The organism is Streptomyces sp. NPDC001070 (genome assembly GCF_053598835.1).
Map to the genome: position 1 here is coordinate 17,521 of NZ_JBSFLB010000044.1, position 19,429 is coordinate 36,949.

At 69.6% G+C, this 19,429-nt stretch carries 21 protein-coding genes and 2 pseudogenes; 9 read left to right on the forward strand and 14 right to left on the reverse strand.

Annotated features, from left to right (window positions below; translation table 11 throughout):
* Window positions 1–3: 3 nt before the first annotated feature.
* Both pqqD and pqqE read left to right on the forward strand, forming a co-directional pair.
* Window positions 4–333, forward strand: coding sequence for a pyrroloquinoline quinone biosynthesis peptide chaperone PqqD (gene pqqD / locus ACWDAS_RS36615; RefSeq protein ID WP_450399560.1), 330 nt, complete (start codon window positions 4–6; stop codon window positions 331–333).
* On the forward strand, window positions 326–1,441 hold the full coding sequence (pqqE, locus tag ACWDAS_RS36620) for a pyrroloquinoline quinone biosynthesis protein PqqE (RefSeq protein WP_450399562.1): 1,116 nt from the start codon (window positions 326–328) through the stop codon (window positions 1,439–1,441). Before pqqD ends, pqqE begins: the two co-directional genes overlap by 8 nt.
* Here the strand turns inward: pqqE and ACWDAS_RS36625 are convergent.
* The 6 genes and pseudogenes from ACWDAS_RS36625 to ACWDAS_RS36650 form a co-directional block, all read right to left on the reverse strand.
* Window positions 1,438–1,977, reverse strand: coding sequence for a manganese efflux pump MntP (locus tag ACWDAS_RS36625; RefSeq protein WP_450399564.1), 540 nt, complete (start codon window positions 1,975–1,977; stop codon window positions 1,438–1,440). The genes pqqE and ACWDAS_RS36625 overlap by 4 nt on opposite strands.
* Before the next feature lie 589 nt (window positions 1,978–2,566).
* The gene (locus ACWDAS_RS36630; RefSeq protein ID WP_450399565.1) at window positions 2,567–3,358 is read right to left on the reverse strand and encodes a class I SAM-dependent methyltransferase; all 792 of its coding nucleotides are present in this window, start codon (window positions 3,356–3,358) and stop codon (window positions 2,567–2,569) included.
* A gap of 403 nt (window positions 3,359–3,761) precedes the next feature.
* On the reverse strand, window positions 3,762–4,604 hold the full coding sequence (locus tag ACWDAS_RS36635) for an alpha/beta fold hydrolase (protein WP_450399567.1): 843 nt from the start codon (window positions 4,602–4,604) through the stop codon (window positions 3,762–3,764).
* Between the two features lie 159 nt (window positions 4,605–4,763).
* Window positions 4,764–5,288, reverse strand: a complete 525-nt coding sequence (locus ACWDAS_RS36640; RefSeq protein WP_450399570.1) for a cupin domain-containing protein — start codon at window positions 5,286–5,288, stop codon at window positions 4,764–4,766.
* A 203-nt stretch (window positions 5,289–5,491) separates the two neighbouring features.
* Entirely contained in the window at window positions 5,492–6,367 is an 876-nt protein-coding gene (locus ACWDAS_RS36645) for a hypothetical protein (RefSeq protein WP_450399572.1), read from the reverse strand.
* Window positions 6,368–6,490: 123 nt separating this feature from the next.
* Window positions 6,491–6,616: pseudogene (locus ACWDAS_RS36650) on the reverse strand (IS5/IS1182 family transposase); the annotation flags it as partial.
* 23 nt (window positions 6,617–6,639) lie between these two features.
* On the opposite strand from ACWDAS_RS36650, the gene ACWDAS_RS36655 reads away from it, so the two are divergent.
* Both ACWDAS_RS36655 and ACWDAS_RS36660 read left to right on the forward strand, forming a co-directional pair.
* Window positions 6,640–6,858 carry a hypothetical protein gene (locus tag ACWDAS_RS36655; protein ID WP_450399575.1) on the forward strand — a complete coding sequence of 73 codons (219 nt, stop codon included), beginning with the start codon at window positions 6,640–6,642 and terminating at the stop codon, window positions 6,856–6,858.
* A gap of 48 nt (window positions 6,859–6,906) precedes the next feature.
* Window positions 6,907–7,050: pseudogene (locus ACWDAS_RS36660) on the forward strand (integrase core domain-containing protein); the annotation flags it as partial.
* A gap of 80 nt (window positions 7,051–7,130) precedes the next feature.
* Here the strand turns inward: ACWDAS_RS36660 and ACWDAS_RS36665 are convergent.
* Window positions 7,131–7,535 carry a transposase gene (locus tag ACWDAS_RS36665; protein ID WP_450399578.1) on the reverse strand — a complete coding sequence of 135 codons (405 nt, stop codon included), beginning with the start codon at window positions 7,533–7,535 and terminating at the stop codon, window positions 7,131–7,133.
* Between the two features lie 668 nt (window positions 7,536–8,203).
* On the opposite strand from ACWDAS_RS36665, the gene ACWDAS_RS36670 reads away from it, so the two are divergent.
* The gene (locus ACWDAS_RS36670) at window positions 8,204–8,980 is read left to right on the forward strand and encodes an IclR family transcriptional regulator (RefSeq protein WP_450399581.1); all 777 of its coding nucleotides are present in this window, start codon (window positions 8,204–8,206) and stop codon (window positions 8,978–8,980) included.
* Window positions 8,981–9,192: 212 nt separating this feature from the next.
* Here the strand turns inward: ACWDAS_RS36670 and ACWDAS_RS36675 are convergent, their stop codons facing one another.
* The 3 genes from ACWDAS_RS36675 to ACWDAS_RS36685 all read right to left on the reverse strand — a co-directional run bounded on the left by ACWDAS_RS36675 (window position 9,193) and on the right by ACWDAS_RS36685 (window position 11,151).
* Complete coding sequence (locus ACWDAS_RS36675; protein WP_450399583.1) at window positions 9,193–10,275, reverse strand: PP2C family protein-serine/threonine phosphatase; 1,083 nt, start codon at window positions 10,273–10,275, stop codon at window positions 9,193–9,195.
* Between the two features lie 134 nt (window positions 10,276–10,409).
* Window positions 10,410–10,631: a response regulator transcription factor gene (locus tag ACWDAS_RS36680; RefSeq protein WP_450399584.1), complete on the reverse strand. Its 222-nt coding sequence runs from the start codon at window positions 10,629–10,631 to the stop codon at window positions 10,410–10,412.
* 94 nt (window positions 10,632–10,725) lie between these two features.
* Entirely contained in the window at window positions 10,726–11,151 is a 426-nt protein-coding gene (locus ACWDAS_RS36685) for a hypothetical protein (RefSeq protein WP_450399587.1), read from the reverse strand.
* A gap of 353 nt (window positions 11,152–11,504) precedes the next feature.
* Between ACWDAS_RS36685 and ACWDAS_RS36690 the strand changes: the two genes are divergently transcribed.
* The 3 genes from ACWDAS_RS36690 to ACWDAS_RS36700 all read left to right on the forward strand — a co-directional run bounded on the left by ACWDAS_RS36690 (window position 11,505) and on the right by ACWDAS_RS36700 (window position 16,114).
* A complete protein-coding gene (locus ACWDAS_RS36690) occupies window positions 11,505–13,673 on the forward strand; it encodes a SpoIIE family protein phosphatase (RefSeq protein WP_450399590.1) in 2,169 nt (722 codons plus the stop codon).
* A gap of 399 nt (window positions 13,674–14,072) precedes the next feature.
* Window positions 14,073–15,554: an MFS transporter gene (locus ACWDAS_RS36695; RefSeq protein ID WP_450399592.1), complete on the forward strand. Its 1,482-nt coding sequence runs from the start codon at window positions 14,073–14,075 to the stop codon at window positions 15,552–15,554.
* Window positions 15,551–16,114: a TetR family transcriptional regulator gene (locus ACWDAS_RS36700; RefSeq protein ID WP_450399595.1), complete on the forward strand. Its 564-nt coding sequence runs from the start codon at window positions 15,551–15,553 to the stop codon at window positions 16,112–16,114. The genes ACWDAS_RS36695 and ACWDAS_RS36700 overlap by 4 nt, the downstream gene beginning before the upstream one ends.
* A gap of 216 nt (window positions 16,115–16,330) precedes the next feature.
* Here the strand turns inward: ACWDAS_RS36700 and ACWDAS_RS36705 are convergent, their stop codons facing one another.
* Together ACWDAS_RS36705 and ACWDAS_RS36710 are read right to left on the reverse strand one after the other, a co-directional pair.
* Complete coding sequence (locus ACWDAS_RS36705; protein WP_450399598.1) at window positions 16,331–16,714, reverse strand: toxin Doc; 384 nt, start codon at window positions 16,712–16,714, stop codon at window positions 16,331–16,333.
* A 3-nt stretch (window positions 16,715–16,717) separates the two neighbouring features.
* Window positions 16,718–16,960 carry an antitoxin MazE7 gene (locus tag ACWDAS_RS36710; protein WP_450399600.1) on the reverse strand — a complete coding sequence of 81 codons (243 nt, stop codon included), beginning with the start codon at window positions 16,958–16,960 and terminating at the stop codon, window positions 16,718–16,720.
* Window positions 16,961–17,714: 754 nt separating this feature from the next.
* Here ACWDAS_RS36710 and ACWDAS_RS36715 point away from each other — a divergent pair.
* Window positions 17,715–18,221 carry a GNAT family N-acetyltransferase gene (locus ACWDAS_RS36715; protein WP_450399638.1) on the forward strand — a complete coding sequence of 169 codons (507 nt, stop codon included), beginning with the start codon at window positions 17,715–17,717 and terminating at the stop codon, window positions 18,219–18,221.
* A 461-nt stretch (window positions 18,222–18,682) separates the two neighbouring features.
* Here ACWDAS_RS36715 and ACWDAS_RS36720 read toward each other — a convergent pair whose 3' ends face one another.
* Window positions 18,683–18,904 (reverse strand): helix-turn-helix domain-containing protein, encoded by a 222-nt coding sequence (locus tag ACWDAS_RS36720; RefSeq protein WP_450399602.1) that lies wholly within the window; start codon window positions 18,902–18,904, stop codon window positions 18,683–18,685.
* Window positions 18,904–19,389, reverse strand: a complete 486-nt coding sequence (locus ACWDAS_RS36725) for a DUF2975 domain-containing protein (RefSeq protein ID WP_450399640.1) — start codon at window positions 19,387–19,389, stop codon at window positions 18,904–18,906. The genes ACWDAS_RS36720 and ACWDAS_RS36725 overlap by 1 nt, the downstream gene beginning before the upstream one ends.
* Window positions 19,390–19,429 lie beyond the last annotated feature (40 nt).

Below are 19,429 nucleotides of genomic sequence, written 5' to 3' on the forward strand. Positions count from 1 at the left end.
ACCATGAACCCGACCCATACCGGAACGCCCCGGAGCGGAACCAGGACCGGACCCGGCGTCGCGGTGTCCGGCTCGGACCGGCCCCGGTTGTCGCGCCATGTCCGCCTGACCTTCTGCCGGACCAGGCAGCGCAAGGTCCTGCTGCACCCCGAGACGGTGGTGGTTCTGAACGGCAGCGGCGCGGCCATCCTCGAACTGTGCGACGGTCAGCACACCGTGGCCGAGATCGTGGCCGAGCTGGGAGCCCGCTACCGGACCGTCCCCGCGGACGAGGTGCGCCAGTTCTTGACCCGGCTCGTCGCCCGGCGCTGGATGGAGCTCGACGATGGATAGCCCGTTCGGGTTGCTCGCCGAGCTCACCTACCGCTGCCCGCTGGCCTGCGCGTACTGCTCCAACCCACTGAACATGGCCGACTACCGGGACGAGCTGGCCACCGACGAGTGGCGGCGGGTGCTGACCGAGGCCGGTGACCTGGGGGTGCTGCAGTGCCACCTGTCCGGCGGGGAACCGCTGCTGCGGCGCGACCTGGTGGAGATCGTGGCGCACGCCCACGACCTGGGCCTCTACACCAACCTCATCACCAGCGCCCTCGGGCTGTCCCGTCGAAAGGCCGAGCAGCTGCGGGCCGCCGGCCTGGACCACGTGCAGATCAGCATCCAGGCCCACGAGCCCGCCATGTCCGACCGGATCGCCGGGGTCCCGTCCTTCCAGCGCAAGATCGAGGCGATGGGCGTGGTCAAGGAGCTGGGCTGGCCACTGACCGTGAACGTGGTGCTCCACCGGTACAACATCGATCACGTCGCCGACGTGCTCGGGCTGGCCGAGGAGGTGGGCGCCGACCGGGTGGAGCTGGCCAACACCCAGTACTACGGCTGGGCCTGGCGAAACCGTGACGCGCTGCTGCCGAGCCGGGCCCAGCTCGAGGCGGCCGAGGTCGTCGTGCGGGCCGCCCGGGAGCGGTTGCGGGACCGCATGGACGTCATCTACGTCATCCCCGACTACTACAGCCGCTACCCGAAGCCCTGCATGGGCGGCTGGGCCTCCCGGCAGCTGACCGTGACGCCCAACGGGGACGTCCTGCCCTGCCCGGCCGCCCAGTCCCTGCCGCTTCCGCGGGCCAGCGTACGGGAGGAGCCGCTGGAGCGGATCTGGGCCGAGTCCCCGGTGATGACCGCGTTCCGGGGGACCGACTGGATGCCGGAACCCTGCCGGAGCTGCGCCCGCCGGGAGCTGGACTTCGGCGGGTGCCGCTGCCAGGCCTTCCTGCTCACTGGCGACGCCGCCCGCACCGACCCGGTCTGCTACCTGTCGCCCGACCACGACCTGGTCGCCCAGGCGGTCGGGGCCGCCAACGCCGGCTCGCGGGCCGGCAATCGTCCGCTGACTCCCCGCCCGCACGGGTTTCGCCGGCCGGTCCGCCTCCCGGGTGGAGCGGACTAGCCACCGAGCCACAACGGCAGCGCCACAGCGGCGATGATCAAGGTGACCCCGCTCAGGAGGTCCGAGCGGATCCGGATGAAGCGCGCCGCGGCCCGTCCGAGTCGCAGCCCGACCAGCGACATCACCGCCGTCATGACTCCGAAGACGGCGGCCGAGAACCAGGGCGAGAGTCCCAGGACCCCCAGGCTCGCCCCGGCGAAGAGGTTGTCCAGGCTGAGTGTCAACGGAATGCCGAACAGCGCCCACGGGTGGTACAACTCATCCGGCTCGGGGTTCCGAAGGGCCGAGATGACCAGGTAGAGACCGTAGCCGCCGAGCGCAGCCGCGCCCACCAAGTCGGCGACGTCCCCGACGGACTGACCGATCCGGCGACCGATCAACAGCCCGACCAGGGGCATGATCGCGTCCCACAGCCCGAAGGTCAGCGCAACCTGCACCGCGCGCTTCAGACCGAATGGGACGGTGCCGAGCGCGATCGATACCCGGAAATTGTCGAGACTGAGTACGAAACCCAGGACCAGTATTTCCCAGATCATGGCGATGCCGCTGTCTCATCAAGACCGATCCCGGCAGGAACTCCGCTCCGACTGGTACCCGCCACGGTCAGAAATGATATCTCAGATGGCCCGCGGAATAAACCCGGCAAGCCGCTTTCCGGAAGATTCGCAATCCATACTCGCCCAACGGCGGCCAGCCTGCTTGCCAGGGCACCAGATGAGCACGTTCACGGTGGGTACTTCCGCCGCAGCGCGGCGCTCACCACCTCTCGGTGGTCAGCCCCCGGAGACACTCCCACGCCCGACGGAAATCCTGGTCCGGACAATGGAATCGCAGAATTCCATCATTGTCGTTCACCTTTTCACATTCGACCTCGGGCGCAACGAGTTCCATCACGGACTGTTGTTCAGAAAATTCGGGGTGTTGCTTGCCGAGGAACCTGGCGCTCCACCGGACGGGGAAACCTCTGCGGAACGGGGTGGGGCGTGGCGGCTGCCGGGTCCTGCCACGCCCCGCAGGGAACGTCGCGCGCCCTGTGGCCGGAACAGGCGCCCGTCCGACGGTGGCACTGCCGCACAAGGACTTGGCCATTCAGGCACGGCCGTCTCGGCCGGCCCCACGGCTGGGTCAGCCCGGCTTGACCGCCAGCGTCGCAAAATAGTTCGACATGTATGGAGCGGATGCGTTGGATTGGTGCGGCGCTTCCGCGAAGCCGGTGAGGACGAACCCCGCGGCGAGTTGCCCGCCGATCTGGTCGGTGAGGGTGTGGCTGTATTCAAGAGGGGCATCCGCGCCGAACTTCGTGGCGCGTTCCTCGGCAGAGTACTGCGTGACATCGCTGTAGGGCAGCTTGTGCACGACGATCAGCTCGCCGCGCTCGTCGAGCGCCTCGTGGTCGAACAAGTACACGTCAGGGTTGAGGAAGCCCACGAGCAGAGTTCCGCCCGGTCGCAGGATGCGGAAGCACTCACGCCACACCGGTGCCAAGTCTGGTACGAATAGGTTAGAGACCGGATGGAAGACGACGTCGAATGTTGCGTCACCGAAGGCGCTGAGGTCGCGCATGTCGCCTAGGACGGTGCGCAGCTCGAGTCCGTCGCGCGCCGCCACCATCTGGTCCTGGCCGAGCTGGCGGGGTGAGTTGTCGAATACGGTGACCCGCGCCCCTGCGGCGGCGAGGATCGGACCCTGCTGGCCACCGCCGGAGGCCAGGCACAACACGTCCTTGCCGGTCAGGTCCGTCGGCAGCCAGGAGCGGTCGACTGGCTCACGCCCGATGAGAACAATCGACCAGTCGCCCCTGCGGGCGCGCTCGACATCCTCAGCACTCACCGGCCTCGACCACTCGTTGCCCTCTTGGACATACTTGTCCCAGGCTGCCCGATTGTGGGCAACGGGGTCGACGACAATGTCCTGCACGTTTGACTCCCTGCTACAGCCAAGCGGATACCTGCGGTACTGACAGTCCGGTGCCGCTAGCCAACACGATTGCAGGGTGCGGGCTCAACGAAATTAGCGGGCATCGAGGTGTCCACGGGCTCGACGGGTGGTCGCGCAGCGGGTGCGTAAGCGCTGGCTGCCGGGGTTGCTTCGACAACAACATGATCTACGAGAGCTGCGGGCATCCATCAGTCAGAGTCCGCAGCGGAACCCCGTCCAGTGCTCAAACCCCCACCGATTTCGAAGAGCCAGCATGCGTTGCCCTGCCGGGGCCCGGCCTTCTTGCCGGGCCCCGGGCCTGCTTTCGATCGCCCGCACGCCTCGCCGAACTCGGTCCCGAAGTTGGTGAGGCGGTATCGCAGCCGTGTCAGGAGGGCGATCGTCAGCCGAAGAACTTTTCCAGCTCGACGGCAAGCGCCTCCGGCTGCTCCTCTGCGATGTAGTGGCCACTGTCCTCGATGGTGCCGTACCGGATGTCGGTGGCCTTGCCTTCCATCATCGCCTGCACCACGGCGACATACTGGCCGCCGAGTCCCAGGACCGGCATGGTCAGCGGCGCGTATGAGTTGTTGTCGGCCAGGTCCTGGTGGAACGTCCGGTAGACGCCGAAGGCCGCGGCCACCGCGTCGGGTGCGTCATACGCCGCGGCGTACAGGGCTCGGCTCTCCTCGCTGATCCGCTCCGGGTGAAGCGCCAGATGCTCGGTCGACCAGTCAATGATGTGCCGGAACCGGCCCGAAAGCAGCTGGACGGGCAGGCCGTCGACCTGACTCAGCGGGTACCACCACGGGTTCGGCTCCTCCGGCTTGGGGAAGGGGCTGATGAAATCGATGAATATCTGGGAGAAGGGTCCCCCTTCCCAGATGGCCAGCTTCTTCGTGGCGTGCGGGTAGTTCGCGGCGAAGCTGTACGCGACCATCGCCCCGATGTCCCCACCGGCCATGTTCACCTTCTCATAGCCGAGGCCGCGAACGAGCTCGTACACGTCCTTCGCCATGTTCTTCTTGTCGTATCCGCCGGCGGGCTTGTCCGACTCGCCCATGCCGCGGTACTCCACGGCGATGACGCGGAAGCGCTTCGCCAGCAGGGGAAGGATCTTGTGGAGGCCGTGCACGGTGCGCGGCCATCCGTCCATGATGACGAGCGGCTCCCCCTCGCCCCCGATGACATAGTGCAGCCGGGTGCCGTTCACTTCGGCGTAGCCGTGTTCGAATCCTTCAAGCATGCTTGGTTCTCCTCTGTGCGATAGCGGTGAGTTCTCTTGGAGGCTCGGGCGCGGACCAGGAGGTCCGGGCCGGCCTTCGGGGGGATGTTGCCGTTCATGGCGACGACCATCCGCCCTCGTTGACGCGTCGTGACCAGGGCGGAGGAGGTGGCACGTGGATCAGGACGGCTCAGGAAGGACGATCGATTTCGCGAGCCGGGACATGGTGTCGAATCGCGCAAGTTGGTCGTCGTCGAGTACCGACGGCGGCGCCTCACCGGGTCTGGCGGGAAGCGCGTGATCGGCGATGACCTGTTCCAGGCCAGGAGGCGTGAAAATGAAGATCATCTTGGCGGCGTGGTTGCGCTTGTTCGTGAAACGGTGACGAACCCCTCGGGGGATGTGGATGAAGTCACCTGCCACGGCCGTGAAGACGTGGTCGCCGTCCAGGAACTCCAGTTCGCCGTCGAGGATGTAGAACGTCTCTTCCTGCTCGGGGTGAGCATGTGCGATGGGGCCGCCGCCCGCGGGAACCGTGGCCTCGATAAAGCCCAGCCCGCCGTTGGTCTGCGCGCCTGTGGCCTTGATCGTGTAAACATCTCCCGCGGCCCACACCGTCGGGCCCTTTCCGGACGGTACGTAGAACGCACCGCGCTTGTTCCAATACGGATCGTGCGGGTCCAGCTCAGTCAAGGAAAAGGTCATGGACTCTCATCCGTTCCGGGCTAAGATTGGATACTTCACAGTTGGGCTTGCACCGCTCTGAGGCCGGCCCCCCACGTGGAGGCATGACAGCCCTGAGCGCTGTCATGCCGGAGAAGACGGCGGTCGGGCGGTGAACCTGCTGTCGGGAACCCGGACGTCGGTCCGGGATCAGCCGCGTCTACTGGTGAGGATGCGCTGGGCGATCACATCGTCAACGTGTGGTGAGTCCCCATGCCTGAGTTCGTCCCGTGAGCGTGTCGTGGATGTTGTGCACGGGCGGCGGCCTGATCGCGAAGGGTCGCATGCTCAGCCACCTGTGAAGCCGAGGGCATCGCGGCGATCTCGCCGCGTTGGCGATGTGCCGCCGCGGTGAACGCGGGCTCGGCCGGCAGCTGCAGGCCGCTGGCTGCTGGACACCTGTCCTCCAGCCTGCAGCGTGGCGGCGCGCTGCCACCCCACGCACGCGTCGCGCTGCGGCCGGAACCCATCAGGGCCCCGACAACACGCCCCGTGTACTTATCAGTCTCAGCCACGTCTCCGGGGCGGCAGCCGCGCTTCCCTCGCTGCTCAAGTCCCTGAGCACCCTGGAGGTGCACCAAGTCGCCGCATCGGGAGGCGTCCTGGCCGACGACTTCGAACGCGAGCCGGGCCGGGGCGAACCGGTCACCTTCATGTCCACCGGGGAGTTGCTCGGCGGAGTGTCCGTCGTGGTGCACCACAGCGATTCCGGCACCACCTTCAGGGCGGCGGCCCGCGGAATCCCGGCGGTCATCGTGCCGGGCACCGGACATGTCGACGCGCGCCCCGGCGAAGACCCCCGCGACGCGCGCCGGTGGCCCATGGGTGAGCAGGTTGAGGCCGGTACGACGGGTCACTTCGGCGATCGTCTCGTCCACAGCCGGGCCGCCAGGGATGAACTCAAAAGCCTCCGCCTCGACGGTACTGGCCATGGTGGCTGCGGAGACGAAGCAGCAGTGTGCCCCTGCCTCCGAAACGCCCGGGAGAAGCGGGAGCAGTGGCAGGAAGTGGCCGGTCAACGGGACGTTGGACGTGAGTACGCGCATGAATATCCAGATCACCTGAGAACCTGTGCCGCGTGCACGGCAGTTGAAGCCGGCGCGGGCCACCCGTCAGGGCCGGGCACCGGAACCGAACGCGAAACGAGTATATGCTCGCTCCTTGCGAGATCAAGAACCTGCCGCCCGCCAGTACGCCTCGACCAGCGGAACCCGATCCTCCAGCGACAGGCTCCACCGCCGGCCCTTGCGACCGGGGCCGCGTGCGCCCAGCAACAGGGTGCCCACCTTGCCGAACTGACACAGGCTCAGTTCTGTGGGCCTGGTTGGTCACGGTGGCCGCGCGCCGGTCGTACGACGTCCTCAAGTCCGCACGCGCCCGCAGGGAGACCTGGCGTCCGGACCGTATCGACATCGTCGAGGCCGGCGGCGAGCCGGCCCTCCTGGTCCACCGGGAAGGCCGCGTTCACTACGTTGACACGGTGCAGATCAAGGACGGCCTGATCACCGAGTACCGCAGGGTCCTCAACCCGGAGAAACTCGCGCACCTCTGACCTGTCGCACCCGTATGGGCCGCGTCGTCTCCCTCATGAGCAGGCGGTAAGGAAACACTTCTGGACCGCACCGTCATCTGGAACCAGCGCCACCTCCTGCAGGCGCTACGGGAGTTCGAGGAGTTCTACAACGGGCATCGGCCGCATCAGGGCATCGCCAACGCCCAACCACTGCAGCCGTTGCCCGCGCCGAGCACCGGCCGGGGAAGCGCGGCGGCACCCCACCTGCCGCCGGTTCGAAGCGTTCCCCGAGGTCGCCGCCCGGCACGGGTTCATGGACGGGCGTGCGCCTGCGGCGGCCGGTCGGAGCCGGACCGGTCACTCGCTCCCTGTGCCGCCCGGACATCGACCGAGTCGATCGCGTAGCACGGCCAGTCGAGCTCACCTCGGGCACCCGGCTCATGGAGCATGACCTCGTGGAGCCGGGCCCAGACCTGATTCCCGCTCCATTGGGCGAAACGCCGGTAGACCGTGGGCCAGGCCGGGCCGAACACCGGCGGAAGCTGCCGCCACGGGCACCCGGACGTGGCCACGAAAATGATCGCAGCCAGCGTCTCGCGGTCACCCGTGCGACGCCTGCCCCCGCCCTGCGGGCGCTCCACCTCAGTGGGCGGTACCACTCGCCGAAACAGAACCCACAACTCATCCGGCACCAGCCGCGTCACCAAGTCCGCCATGGCTCACCCAACGTCCCGGCAGCACCGCGGCAAACGCCCGCCACAGTCGGATGAGGAACCGACCGTCCGCCGCTCCACTCGTTCTCAAGCTCTTCCGTCTCCGTCATCTGCGTCGCCCTTCACGATCACCGGACCCACACACGTCGGGCCGCTCGCTCCTGACCGTAAGTTCGGACCTGGCCGGCTCCTTGCCTGCCGGCGCATGACCTCTTGCCTATCTGCGCAGTCCCCGACAACTCATCCGGTGTCAAAGGTTCGCCGGAGTCTGGCGTGCACAACTCGCCGCCCAAGCAGCACGCCAAAGAAAACATTATAAGAACTTTTTGCAGGGTATATACGGAAGGCAGGGGGGCAACCTGGGTGTATGGCCCGCCGAGCCCAGCTCGCTACCGCGACCATGAGCTCCGGGTCGATGTGGGCAACTCGGGTCGATATGCGGCAAGGTGCCACGAGAACAAGGACTCCGGCGTTGTGACCACAATCCCGGTGTGGGCCGCCGCCCAGACCGGACGGGGCATATCCGAGTCCGGCCAGGAGCCGACAGCTCAGGTGGCCCCATGCCCAACCACGGGGATCCGGTTCGTCGCGCACAGCCACTGGAGCCGATGGCAAGAAGACTTTCGCGACCAACACCTCGTAACGGCACCACGATACACGAGGAGGCGGACATGACGACCTGTCGAACAGGGGCCGCAAACGCCGCTGCACAAATTCTCCGGGACTCGTCACAGATTCTGGACTGTTTCTCCGTGGACACTCCGCGCTTGCTCGCATGGGAAATCGTCCGTATGACCGGTGTTCCCTCATCGACCGTGGAGGGGATCTTGCACACATTGGTCGACGAGAACCTGCTGCAGCGCGAAGGCGTCTTCTACAGCGTCGGTCTGCGCGTGATCCGGTGGTCGGCCTCGGCCGACGCGGCCTCGGACCTCCTGAGGGCGGCCAGGCCTTCAGTGGAAGCGCTACGAGACCGCACCGGCGAATGCTGCGCTCTGCAGATCCGCCGGGGCGGCCACCACGTCACACTGGCCTGGGCGAGTTCCATCCACACCCCTGCGCATTCCGGTTACGTCGGCCAAATGCGGCCTTTGCACGGCAGTGCTGCCGGCAAGGTCTTCATGGCCTACGAACCGAGCGCCCTCAAGCTCGTACTGGACGAGGGGCTGACGTGCTTCACGCCAAGGACAGTCGTCGAACCCGAAATCCTGCGAATCCAACTGGAGCAGATTCGCCTGCAGGGCTGGACGTTCACCAGCGAAGAGCAAGAGCTCGGCCTGAACACGCTGGCAGCACCTGTCTACGCTGCGGACGGCACCGTCATAGCCGCGGTGACCCTCGGCGGGCCGACGCGAAGACTGACCACCGACCGGGTGGAGGAACTCGCCGGCCAAGTGACGCAGTGCGCAATGGGGATATCGCGCTTTCTGGCGACGAGCCGCTGGTGAGAAATACAACCGCACGACCGCGTCGGCGACACAGGACGCCCGGCGCGCCGGCCTTCCTACGCAAGAAGGCCGGCGTGCCCAGATGAATCGACGGCGCGAGCTGCCACCCATGTGGCGGCAGACGCTCAGTCCTGCCCGCCGCTGCACCATGTGAGCTCCCAGTTGGTGTCAGCGGCAACGCGGACAGGGGTCCCTCGACAGTCGGCAATCGATCAATTCTGCAGGTATCCGCTGTCTTCGCCGCGTGCTTCCCCGGCCGGCCGGGGAAGCGCAGTGGCAGCCGGTCCCCCGTCGACCCGCGTCAGCGCAACCATCGCGAGGTCGTCCTCCGGCAGGGCTCCGGCGTGAGCGACGAGGTCCTGGAGAATCTCCCCAAGCGCTTCCGGCAGGCATTCGTGGTACGCCACGCCCTGCCGAATCCACCTCCATGCCGTCGCACGGTCCAGGAGTGGATAGCAGCGCCCAGCGGCGTCGCGAGCCTCGATGAGCCCGTCGGTGTACAGCAACAGCCCGTCTCCCGGAGCGAGTTCGAAGCGCTCCTCGATCGCGCCGATATCCCTCAGACCGTGCAGGCCCAGCGGCGGTGAGGGGCAGCCCGATACGAGGGCCACGGACCCCCGGTGAGCCCGAATGGGTGGCGGATGACCGTGGTTGACCATACGGGCGAACCGCTCGCCGTCCGGCACCTCCAGCAGCAGCACCGTCACGAAGCGCTCGTCCCTCGCGCGTGCTGTGTCGTCGCTCTCCGCCAGGTGGCGCAGGAAGCTCTCCTCCAAACGCGCCGACAATTCGACCAGGGTGGCGGTGCGCGGGGCCCATTCACGGAAGGCCCCGAGCACGGCCGCGACGTCACCGAACGTGGGCAGGCCCTTGCCACACACATCACCGATGATCAGCCGGGTCGCCCCGTTCGTCCGCGCGACCGCATAAAGGTCGCCGCCGACCTGCCCCACACCCCCAAAGGCACGGTAGACCGAGGCCAGCCGCAGAGCACCGATACGCCCGGGAAGAGGCCGCAGCAGAACCCGTTGCACGGTGTCGGACACCGCACGCGCCAGCGCCGCCCGGTGACGGTAGCTGTTCTTCAGACGGCTCAGCACAGCCGTCACGGCCGCCGCGGTGACCAGCGGCGCGAGGCCGCACGCGAAGCTCGGATGGCTGTACAACGGCAGGGTCGCACACAGCGCGCACAGCGCGATGACCGCGGGAATCCACGCCAGGACGCCCGCGACGGCCAGGTGCCGTACCGGCCGCTCGTCGTCCCGCTCCTCCTCGAACTGTTCGATGTCCGTCATCGGCGTCACTTCCTCACGGTCACCCCCGCTGGGACACTTCGACCGTAGGTGTGAGCCGGCTCTGGCTCCTTGCCTCGTGGCGCACGGCCCCTTGCCCCTACATGCAGGCCATGGGGGACGACGTGCCCCCGCGGTTACCGCCGGTCCAAGGTGGTCGGGGCATCGCGGAGCGCGGCCCTGGAGGTGATCCCCGGTTTGGGGAAGGCCCTGCCCAGGTGACCCCCCACGGTGCGGGGGGAGAGACAGAGCCGCTCGGCGATCTGCTTGTCGGTCAGGTCCGAGGCCGCGAGGTGGGCGATCTCCCGTTCCTGCGGGGTGAGCCTGACGGCGTCCGTGCCGTCGGCGCGCTTGGCCATCCATCCGCTTGCCTGGAGCACGCGTTGTGCGCGGTCCGCCCATGGCCGGGCACGTAGTTCCTCGAAGATCGCCAGAGCCGCGCGACAGCGAGCCTCAGTGCGGCGGACTGCAGAACGCCAGATCGCCGGCCCCCTCCAGGGCGGCCACCAGCAGCAGACGACGCGTGTCCCCGGGCAGGTCCGCCACACGCGAGCCGAAAGCCTCGCCAAGACGCCGGCTGAGAGGCAGCGGGTCAGGCAGGCGCTCCAGTCCCGAACGCTGCGGTCCGCTCAGCGGCGCCGGCAGTTCCACCAGAGCCAGCGGATTGCCCTGGGCGGCGGTGAGCACGCACTCCGCGACGGGCCCGGCAAGGTCCGGATGACGTGAGTCGACCAGAAGCCGCGACGTCTGCGCGTCCAACGGCGCGACCTCGTGTTCGGCATATCTGCCGCCTCCGAAGTAACCGCGGCCTTCCTTGCCGGCAGCGGCCAGGAACCCGAGGCGGCTTCCCTGAAGCCGGCGCGCTACGAATCCCAGCACTGCCGCGCTCGCCCATCCATCCGCTGGAGGTCGTCGACGATCAAAAGAATCGGCGTTGCGACAGCGGCATGGCGGAGCAGTACCAAGGCGGCATCGGAGACGAGAGACCACTCGGGCGGTGCTCCCTGGTCGAAACCCAGCGCCACTCGCAGCGCCTCCCGGTGCACGCATTCCAAAGTTTCGTGCTCCTCTTCCCAAAGAGGGAAAAGGAGCTGGTTGAGACCCGAATACTGCACATCGCGGCCCGGGGCGGGGCCGGCGCGGCGGCTGTCCCCACGGCAGGCCGGCGAGGAGCCGGACCGGCGGCCGCGCCCTGCGGGCAGGGGGAGCCGGTCCGGACGTACGGTTGTGCTATGCGCCCTGCACGGGACGACGGCGTCGCTCAGGCGTACGGGGCCGCCCCTCCCGACGCCGGCAGGTCGGCACTCCGGGCGGAGTTGGACCGGCTGCTGGACCTCGCCGTGCGCGACACGGGCGCGCACGCGGGAGCGGTCTTCCTGCTGGCGCCCGACGGGCAGGCGCTGCGGCTCGAGGTGACCACCGGCATGCCCGCGGAGTATCTGGCGCCCTGGCTTGGGGTGGGGCTGGCGAGTCCTGTTCCGGTAGCGGAGGCGGTGCGCGAGCGACGGCTGGTGTGGCTGGGCCACCCCCAGGAGCTGGCCCGTCGCTACCCGCGCACGGCGATCGCCCTGCCGTACCACTTCGCGGTGGCCGCGGCGCCGATCCTCACCGGCGCCACCGCCTGGGGCGCGCTGCTGCTGTTCTGGCCCTGCTGCGACACCGCCGAACTTGCCGACCCGGACCCCGATCTGGTGGGCTCCGTCTGTAGGCGCCTGGGGCGGTTCCTGCGGGACGCCGCCGACGACGGCAGCCCGGTCACTCCCGCGGCGCTGCCGCGCACGCTGCCCCGGCCACCCACCCGTACGTGGGAGCCGGCCGAGGCGCAGGCCGCAGCGCACTTCGCCGAACGCCTGCCGGGAGGCAGTTGCACCCTCGACCTCGAGGGCAGATTCACCTACCTCAGCGCCACGGCCGCCGATCTGCTGGGCGGCAGCATCCCCGATCTGCTCGGCAGGCGCCCCTGGCAGGCCTTGCCCTGGTCCACCGACCCGGCCTTCGAGGACCGTTTCCGTGCCGCCGTGGTCAGTCGGCAGCCGGGATTCTTCACCGCCATGGTCCCGCCGGACCGGTGGCTCGCATTCGAGCTCTACCCCGACGGTTCCGGGGTGAGCGTCCGCATCGTGCCGGCCGATCCCGGCCGCACCTCCACGGCAGCGCCCGCCGGGACGGGGGTGCCCGAGGCCGAGCCGATCCCCTTGGGCGAGCTCTATCAGGTGCTGCACCTGGCCGCCGCCCTCTCCGAGGCCGTCGGTGTGGGTGACGTGGTCGACCTGGTTGCCGACGAGATGCTGCCGGCCTTCCACGCCGGCACCCTGGCCCTGTTCGTGATCGAGGACGGCAGGCTGCGCCTCATCGGCTGCCGGGGTTACAACCCCTATCCCCCGGGGCTCTTCGACGGAGCGACAGTGACCTCCCCGGCCACGGTCGGCACCCTCGCCGGCGGCGTGCCGAACTTCTTCGCCACCTTCGAGGAGGTGGTCCGCGCCTACCCGCTCGCCCCCCGCCAGGACGGTCTGCATGCCTGGGCCTATCTGCCGCTGATCGCCTCCGGACGCCCGGTGGGCTTGTGCGTGCTCGCCTTCGACCGGCCCCACCGCTTCTCCGGCAATCAGCGGACCGTCCTGACCGCGCTCGCGGGACTGATCGCACAGGCGCTGGAACGGGCCCGCCTGTACGACACCAGCAAGGAGCTGGCGCAGACCCTGCAGGCCGCCATGCTTCCCGACTCGCTGCCGGACCTTCCCGGACTGGATGTGGCCGCCCGTTATCTGACCGCGGTCCGCGGCATGGACATCGGCGGCGACTTCTACGACCTGGTGCGGGTGGACGACACCACCGCGGCCGCCGTCATCGGCGACGTCCAGGGGCACAACGTCACCGCCGCCGCACTCATGGGCCGTTGCCGCCTCTCCATCCGCTCCCACGCCGCCAGCGGGGCGACGCCCGCGCAGGCGCTCGCCCAGGCCAACCGCCGGCTGGTCGACCTGGACCCGGGCCGCTTCGTCAGCTGCCTGTACGCCCAGCTCGACCTCGCACACCGCCGGGCCGTCCTGGCCAGCGCTGGGCACCCCCCGCCGGTTCTGCGGCACCCGGACGGGCACACGGAGGTCCTCCGTGTGCCGCCGGGGCTGCTGCTCGGCATCGACCCGGAAGCGGACTATCCCACCACCGAGATCCCGCTGGAGCCCGGCACCGTTCTGGCCCTGTACACCGACGGACTCGTCGAGACCCCCGGGGGCGATCTGGACGACGCCATGGCCGCCCTCGCCGCCCAGCTCGCCCAGACCCCGCCCCAGCCCATGGACCAGCTCGCCACGGCCCTGATCGACCACGCACGGCAGACCGCCCCCCGCATGGACGACATCGCCCTGCTGCTCATCGGACTCGTCACCGCCGGGTAGCACGCGAAGCCGCGGTATTTGCGACGCGCCAAGCGGTATCAGAAGCCGGGAAAACCGTCCCGGCAGCGGCGGCACCCACACCGAGGCCGGCCCGTGCATGCCACCCGAACGCCGACCCGGCCCGCGGACCCCCGCCCGTACCTCGCGCCACCCGCACCCCGACGACGAGCCCCCGTGCGGTTTCGTCAAGCCCCTCCGGCGAGGGCCCTGAAGACCGGTTGACGGCGACGCAGTTGCCGGCGACGCACCGCGGTCCGGAACTTGGACCCTTGAGCGCACGCGAAGCCCCCACACCGGACACCTGTACGGGCGGGGCCCTGTGAGCCCGGCCCGTGGAATAGATGCCATCACTCGATGACTACACTTGATGACATCATTTGATGACATCCAGGGAGAGTCGTGGAGAGCCCACCAACGGGAGAGCCGCGGTCCGGGCGGCAGCGCGCTCTGGTCCCGGTACTGATATCGCTCGGCATGCTGGTCGCCGTGGTCAGCAGCCTCGGCGCCCCGCTGGTGCCCACCATCGCCGCCGAGGAGCACGTCTCCCTGAACGGCGCGCAGTGGTCGCTGACCGTCACCCTCCTCGTGGGGGCGGTGGTCACACCGGTGATGGGCCGGCTGGGCGACGGACCGCGCCGCCGCGCGGTGATCCTCGGCGCACTGATGGCGGTGCTGACCGGTTGCGTCCTGGCGGCGCTGCCGCTGGGCATCGGCTGTCTGGTGGCCGGACGGGCGCTGCAGGGCCTGGGCCTTGGCCTCATCCCGCTGGCCATCGCCACCGCCCGGGACGCCCTGCCGTCGGAGCGGGCGCGCCCGGCGGTGGCGATGCTGTCGATCACCACCGTCGCCGGGGTCGGCCTGGGCTACCCGGTCACCGGGTTGATCGCCCAGTCCTTCGGGCTGTACGCCGGCTTCTGGTTCGGAGCGGCGGTCAGTGCCGCCGCGCTGACCGCCGCCGTCGTGGTCCTGCCGCCGTCACCGCGCCGTGCCGCACCGCGCCTGGACGTTCCCGGTGCGCTGCTGCTCGGCGCCGCGCTCGCCGGGCTGCTGCTCGCGCTGAGCGAGGCCGAGCTCTGGGGCTGGACCTCGGGGCGGCTGCTCGCCCTGGCCGGGATCTCCGCACTGCTGCTCGGGACATGGGTCGTGCACGAGCTGCGGACCTCGCAGCCGCTGGTCGACCTGCGGTTGATCAGGGACCGCAATGTGCTGACCGCCAGTGTGACGGCGCTGGTGGCCGGTCTCGGGATGTACCTTCTGCTGTCGTCGGTCACCAGGTTCGTGCAGACGCCGCGCGAGGCCGGCTACGGGTTCGGTGCCTCCGTGGCCGTCACAGGGCTGGTACTGCTGCCGTACTCCCTCGCCAGCATGGCCGCCGGCCGGATCGTGCCGCTGCTGGCTCGACGGGCCGGAATCGCCCTGGTGCTGCCGGTCGGGTGCGCGGTCTCCCTGGCCGCCGTGCTGGCCTTCGCCCTGGCTCACGGCCGGCTGTGGGAGCTGTTCGCCGTCATGGCGGTGGCCGGCTTCGGCATCAGCTGGCTGTTCGCGTTGCTGCCCGGGCTCATCGTGGGCTCCGTGCCCGCGCACGAGACAGGCAGCGCGATGAGCTTCAACCAGGTGCTGCGCTATGTCGGCTACTCCACCGGAAGCGTGCTGAGCGCCACCGTCCTGCAGGCCCACACCGCCGCAGGCCACGCGCTGCCCACGGGCGACGGCTACCGGACGGCCGCCCTGCTGGCCTGCGCGGTATGGTTGGCCATGATCGTCGTGACCGCGGTCCTGCCGCCGCGACGTCGACGTGGCGCGGTCGCAACCCCCCTACCGGGCGCGGCCATTGCGCCTCGGACGCCGGGCGACGACGAAGTGCAGGAGGTGGTGCGGTGACCGACGGCACGCCGTCCCGCAGGCGGGACTCCGTGCGCAGCCGCGAACTGCTGCTGCAGGCGGCGGGCGAACTCTTCGGCGAGCGGGGCTTCGACCGCACCACCACCCGCGACATCGGGGAGCGCGCGGGCGTCGACCCGGCCCTGATCGCACGGTACTTCGGCAACAAGAGCGCCTTGTACATCGCCGTGCTGCGGGCGGAGATGGGCGACGCGCCCCCGCCGGACCTGCTCGACCCCGAACGCCTCCGCGCTCTCTTCGAACGCAGGAACCGGCGTAGCGCCGGCCCCGTCTTCTGGTCGGCCGTCCACGCCCACGCCGACCCCACCGTGCAGGACGCCGCCCGCGCCCAGCTCCACCTCCGCCTGGTCGACCCGCTGCGCGAGCGGTTCGCCCGCGACGGACTGGACCGGCCGCAGCTGCGGGCCGAAGTGGCGGCCGCCGCATTCCTCGGGGTACTGCTGGCCCGGGGCGCGGGGACGCTGGACGAGCTCGCGACGGTGGATTTGGCGGAACTGCTGCCCCTGGTCCACGCGACTTTGAGGGCTCTCGACACCTGACCGCGGTCTCCCGAGACGGGGTCCGCCGCCCAGTCGGCCCGACCCGGCCGGCGGTCGCGGACGCGGGTGCCACGGAATCGGGCGGCGACGGAGTACCTCGCATTCGCATGGTGGCCCACTGGGCATGCATGGAGCCGGGAGTCCGGTGCCACGGGCCGGCTTGCCACGCGCCCCCGCCGTGGCGCCGCCACGCAAGAGGCGGGGCCACGGCGGCAGTCACTGCGGCGGGGTCCGCCAGGAGCGGAGTCGGTCGGCGGCGTCGAAGACGGTCAGGCGCAGGGAGCGGAGGTCTGTGATGAGGTCGCGCCACTGCTCGTAGGAGGCGTCCACCGTCTCGCCCGAGGCCTGGATGTAGGCGACGGCGACGCCGTAGGCGTACAGCTCGTTGCGGGCGGGCAGGGGTCGCTGCAGCACGATCGTGTCCAGCAGCGCGGCCGCCCGCCAGTAGGCGTCGGGCGCGTCGACGTCGAGGCTCGGGGTGTTCACGCGGTGGCGCGCCACGGCGGCGACGAGGCCGGAGTAGTCCCGGACCCCGAGGTCCTTCCCGAGCAGGTCTTCCTGGCGCTCCAGGAGCCAGCGGTGGTCGATCAGCAGGTCCAAGGGTCAGGCCGCCCGGTGCGGGGCCCGTGCGGGCGCACCTCCGAAGTCACGGTCGAAGCCCTCGGCGAAGCCGGGACGCCTCACGGCCGCGCGGAAGGCATCGGTTGCCCTGCCCAGCTTCGCCTGGTTCTCCTCCGCGAGGGCCAGCTCGGCAAGGTAGGCGCGCACGCTCAGGCCACGGGCCGCGGCCAGGGCCGCGAAGCGGTCCCGCGTCTCAGTGTCGATCTTCACGGTGGTGTCAGCCATACACGCAGTATGCACCCGCGTATACCTCCGTGAATACCGATCGGCTGGACAGGCTGCGCCCGGCGCCTGCGCGCTGGAGCCGGAGGACCCCGTGCCGACCGCTCTGCTGAAGGGCCTGGCGCCTCATGGGTCGTCGTTTCGCCTGCTCCCAGTCGACCCCCGATCGGCAGCACGAACCCGGCACGGCACAGGATGGTGACTGCCGGCAGCTTCACGCAGAACCCTGTCCCCTCCAACCACCGTCGCCGGGGACAGCAGGTCCTGCCGGGAAAGCCCCAACAACGCGCCTCCCCAACAGTTGGAGGCAGACCTCGGCGCGTCCGCCGACGTCCGCCGGCTGGTGCTGGACCTGCCGCCCGTCGCGGAGTGGAACATGCGTCGCCAGACCATCGACATCGAAGGCAGTACGAACCGCCACGACCGGTGGATCATCGCACCGGCGACGCCATACACCTTCGACGTCTCGAAGGGGAACACGGTGACCGTGGCGCCTACTTCGCAGACCCGCACGCGCTACCTGAAACCGACCTTCACGGCCAATTCCGTTGGCCCGCCGCCCAGCTTTCCGAACTGCAGGCATCAACTTCCTGATATGCCCCGGCGCCTTGGGATTCCCGCCGGGTACTCAGCAGCAGGCAGATCCAGGTGGCGTCCCCCGGCCAGGCGGCGGGGCTGCCGGGAGACCCGTCCACCGTCTGGACCAGCAGTGGTGGCCTGCCGCCCGGCTGCTCCGAAGACTGGTCGCGGCAGCCCCCTGTGGGGCCGCGCCCCGGGCACGCCTGATGCGGCCCGGTGCCGTGACGCACTGAATAGAGTGGGGATCATGAGCGTTGAGGTTGCGGTCGTCCGCGAGGCGGACGACGAGATGGTCGAGGCGTTCGCCCGCCTCCTGCCCCAGCTGTCGAGCAGTGCCGCCCCGCTGGACCACGACTCCCTGCAGCGGGTCCTCGCCGCCGACGCCAGCACGGTGCTGGTCGCCCGGGTCGACGGCCGGGTCGTCGGGACGCTCACGCTGGTGATGTTCCCCCTTCCGACCGGGCTGCGGGCCTGGATCGAGGACGTGGTGGTCGACGAGGCCGCCCGGGGGTACGGCGTCGGCGCCGCCCTCACGGAGGAGGCGCTGCGCCTGGCGGACGCGGCGAGAGTCCGCACGGTGGACCTCACCTCGCGCCCGTCACGGCAGGCCGCGAACCGGCTGTACGAGCGGCTCGGTTTCCAGGTGCGGGACTCGCGGGTCTTCCGCTACGCCCTCCAGGAGTAGGCACCGGGGCTCCCCCGGCGCGCTGCGGGGAACCGCGCGGCGCTGGCGGGCGGCCTGCGCGCCGTGATCACTACATCACCGGTACGGCGCCTGCACAACGGTGTGTTGCCCGCCGTCCCGCTCACCGATGGCTTCGCCCACTCCTGTCGATCCGGCATCACGAGTCCAACCTCAGCGGCGTGACTGCCGGCCCCGGCGCCGTAGTCGCGGCTCCGTGCTCTTCCGGGACCTCCGGCTCTGCCTGCCGGACGCCGCCGAGGCGTGCCGGTGACCCGGTGCCTGGCCGACACCAAGTCGGCGAGCGGGAGGCGATGACCGCGCTGCTGGAACGCCACCACCGCCTCGTTCACGCAGGGCAGACCATCCTCGCGGACCGAGGCTTCGCCAGGCGGGAGCCAGAGACTTTTTTCACCGGTCTCTTGGGGCGAGATGGTCCGTTTTCACGCCCGCCCTGGGGCACGTCATCCGCCCGCGCCGTCCTCGGCCTCCCAGTGCAGCAGGTCGCCAGGCTGGCACTCGAGCACCTCGCAGAGCGCGGCGAGCGTCGCGAAGCGCACCGCCTTGGCGCGGCCGTTCTTGAGTACCGCCAGGTTGGCGGGCGTGATCCCTACGCGGTCCGCGAGCTCGCCCACGGACATCTTCCGCCTGGCCAGCATCACGTCGATGTCGACGGCGATCGGCATCAGATCACCTCGTCCAACTCGGCCTGCATCCGCGCCGCTTCGACGTCGCGCGCGACGGCCTGGGCGAGCAGCATCCGCAGCACGAGCACGATGAGCGCCACCCCCAGGATGGCCAGGCCGATCCCGCCCATGATGACGGTGACGCCCGGGTCGTCCCGCTGGCCGGGCGCATTGATGGCCGTGACCGCGAACCACACGAGAGCAGCCGCCACGATCGCGCCGATCACGCCGTCCACGTACCGGAAAGCGGCGTGGGAGAACACGGTTCCGCGTCGCACCATCGACACCAGCCGCCATACGCAGACCAGGGCGACCTGGACCGACACCATGCCCAGGATCGTGATCACGCGCAGCGGGGTCAGCGGAAGCGACCCGTCCTCCGGGTCGGCGATCAACGCCCACACCATCCCTGCCTGCACGAACACGGTGCCGGCGAGCACCACCACGAGCACGGCGCGCAGCGCACGTACTGTCAGCTTTCCCACGACCCATCCCTCCATCGAATTACGATGGAAACCTATCGAC

Coding starts and splice junctions, on each gene's coding strand:
- ACWDAS_RS36670 (WP_450399581.1), top strand. CDS start 8,204: ATGACGACCTGTCGAACAGGGGCCGCAAACGCCGCTGCACAAATTCTC.
- pqqD (WP_450399560.1), top strand. CDS start 4: ATGAACCCGACCCATACCGGAACGCCCCGGAGCGGAACCAGGACCGGA.
- ACWDAS_RS36675 (WP_450399583.1), bottom strand. CDS start 10,275: ATGACGGACATCGAACAGTTCGAGGAGGAGCGGGACGACGAGCGGCCG.
- ACWDAS_RS36625 (WP_450399564.1), bottom strand. CDS start 1,977: ATGATCTGGGAAATACTGGTCCTGGGTTTCGTACTCAGTCTCGACAAT.
- ACWDAS_RS36720 (WP_450399602.1), bottom strand. CDS start 18,904: ATGCCGATCGCCGTCGACATCGACGTGATGCTGGCCAGGCGGAAGATG.
- ACWDAS_RS36640 (WP_450399570.1), bottom strand. CDS start 5,288: ATGACCTTTTCCTTGACTGAGCTGGACCCGCACGATCCGTATTGGAAC.
- ACWDAS_RS36665 (WP_450399578.1), bottom strand. CDS start 7,535: ATGGCGGACTTGGTGACGCGGCTGGTGCCGGATGAGTTGTGGGTTCTG.
- ACWDAS_RS36710 (WP_450399600.1), bottom strand. CDS start 16,960: ATGGCTGACACCACCGTGAAGATCGACACTGAGACGCGGGACCGCTTC.
- ACWDAS_RS36635 (WP_450399567.1), bottom strand. CDS start 4,604: ATGCTTGAAGGATTCGAACACGGCTACGCCGAAGTGAACGGCACCCGG.
- ACWDAS_RS36680 (WP_450399584.1), bottom strand. CDS start 10,631: ATGGCCAAGCGCGCCGACGGCACGGACGCCGTCAGGCTCACCCCGCAG.
- pqqE (WP_450399562.1), top strand. CDS start 326: ATGGATAGCCCGTTCGGGTTGCTCGCCGAGCTCACCTACCGCTGCCCG.
- ACWDAS_RS36690 (WP_450399590.1), top strand. CDS start 11,505: ATGCGCCCTGCACGGGACGACGGCGTCGCTCAGGCGTACGGGGCCGCC.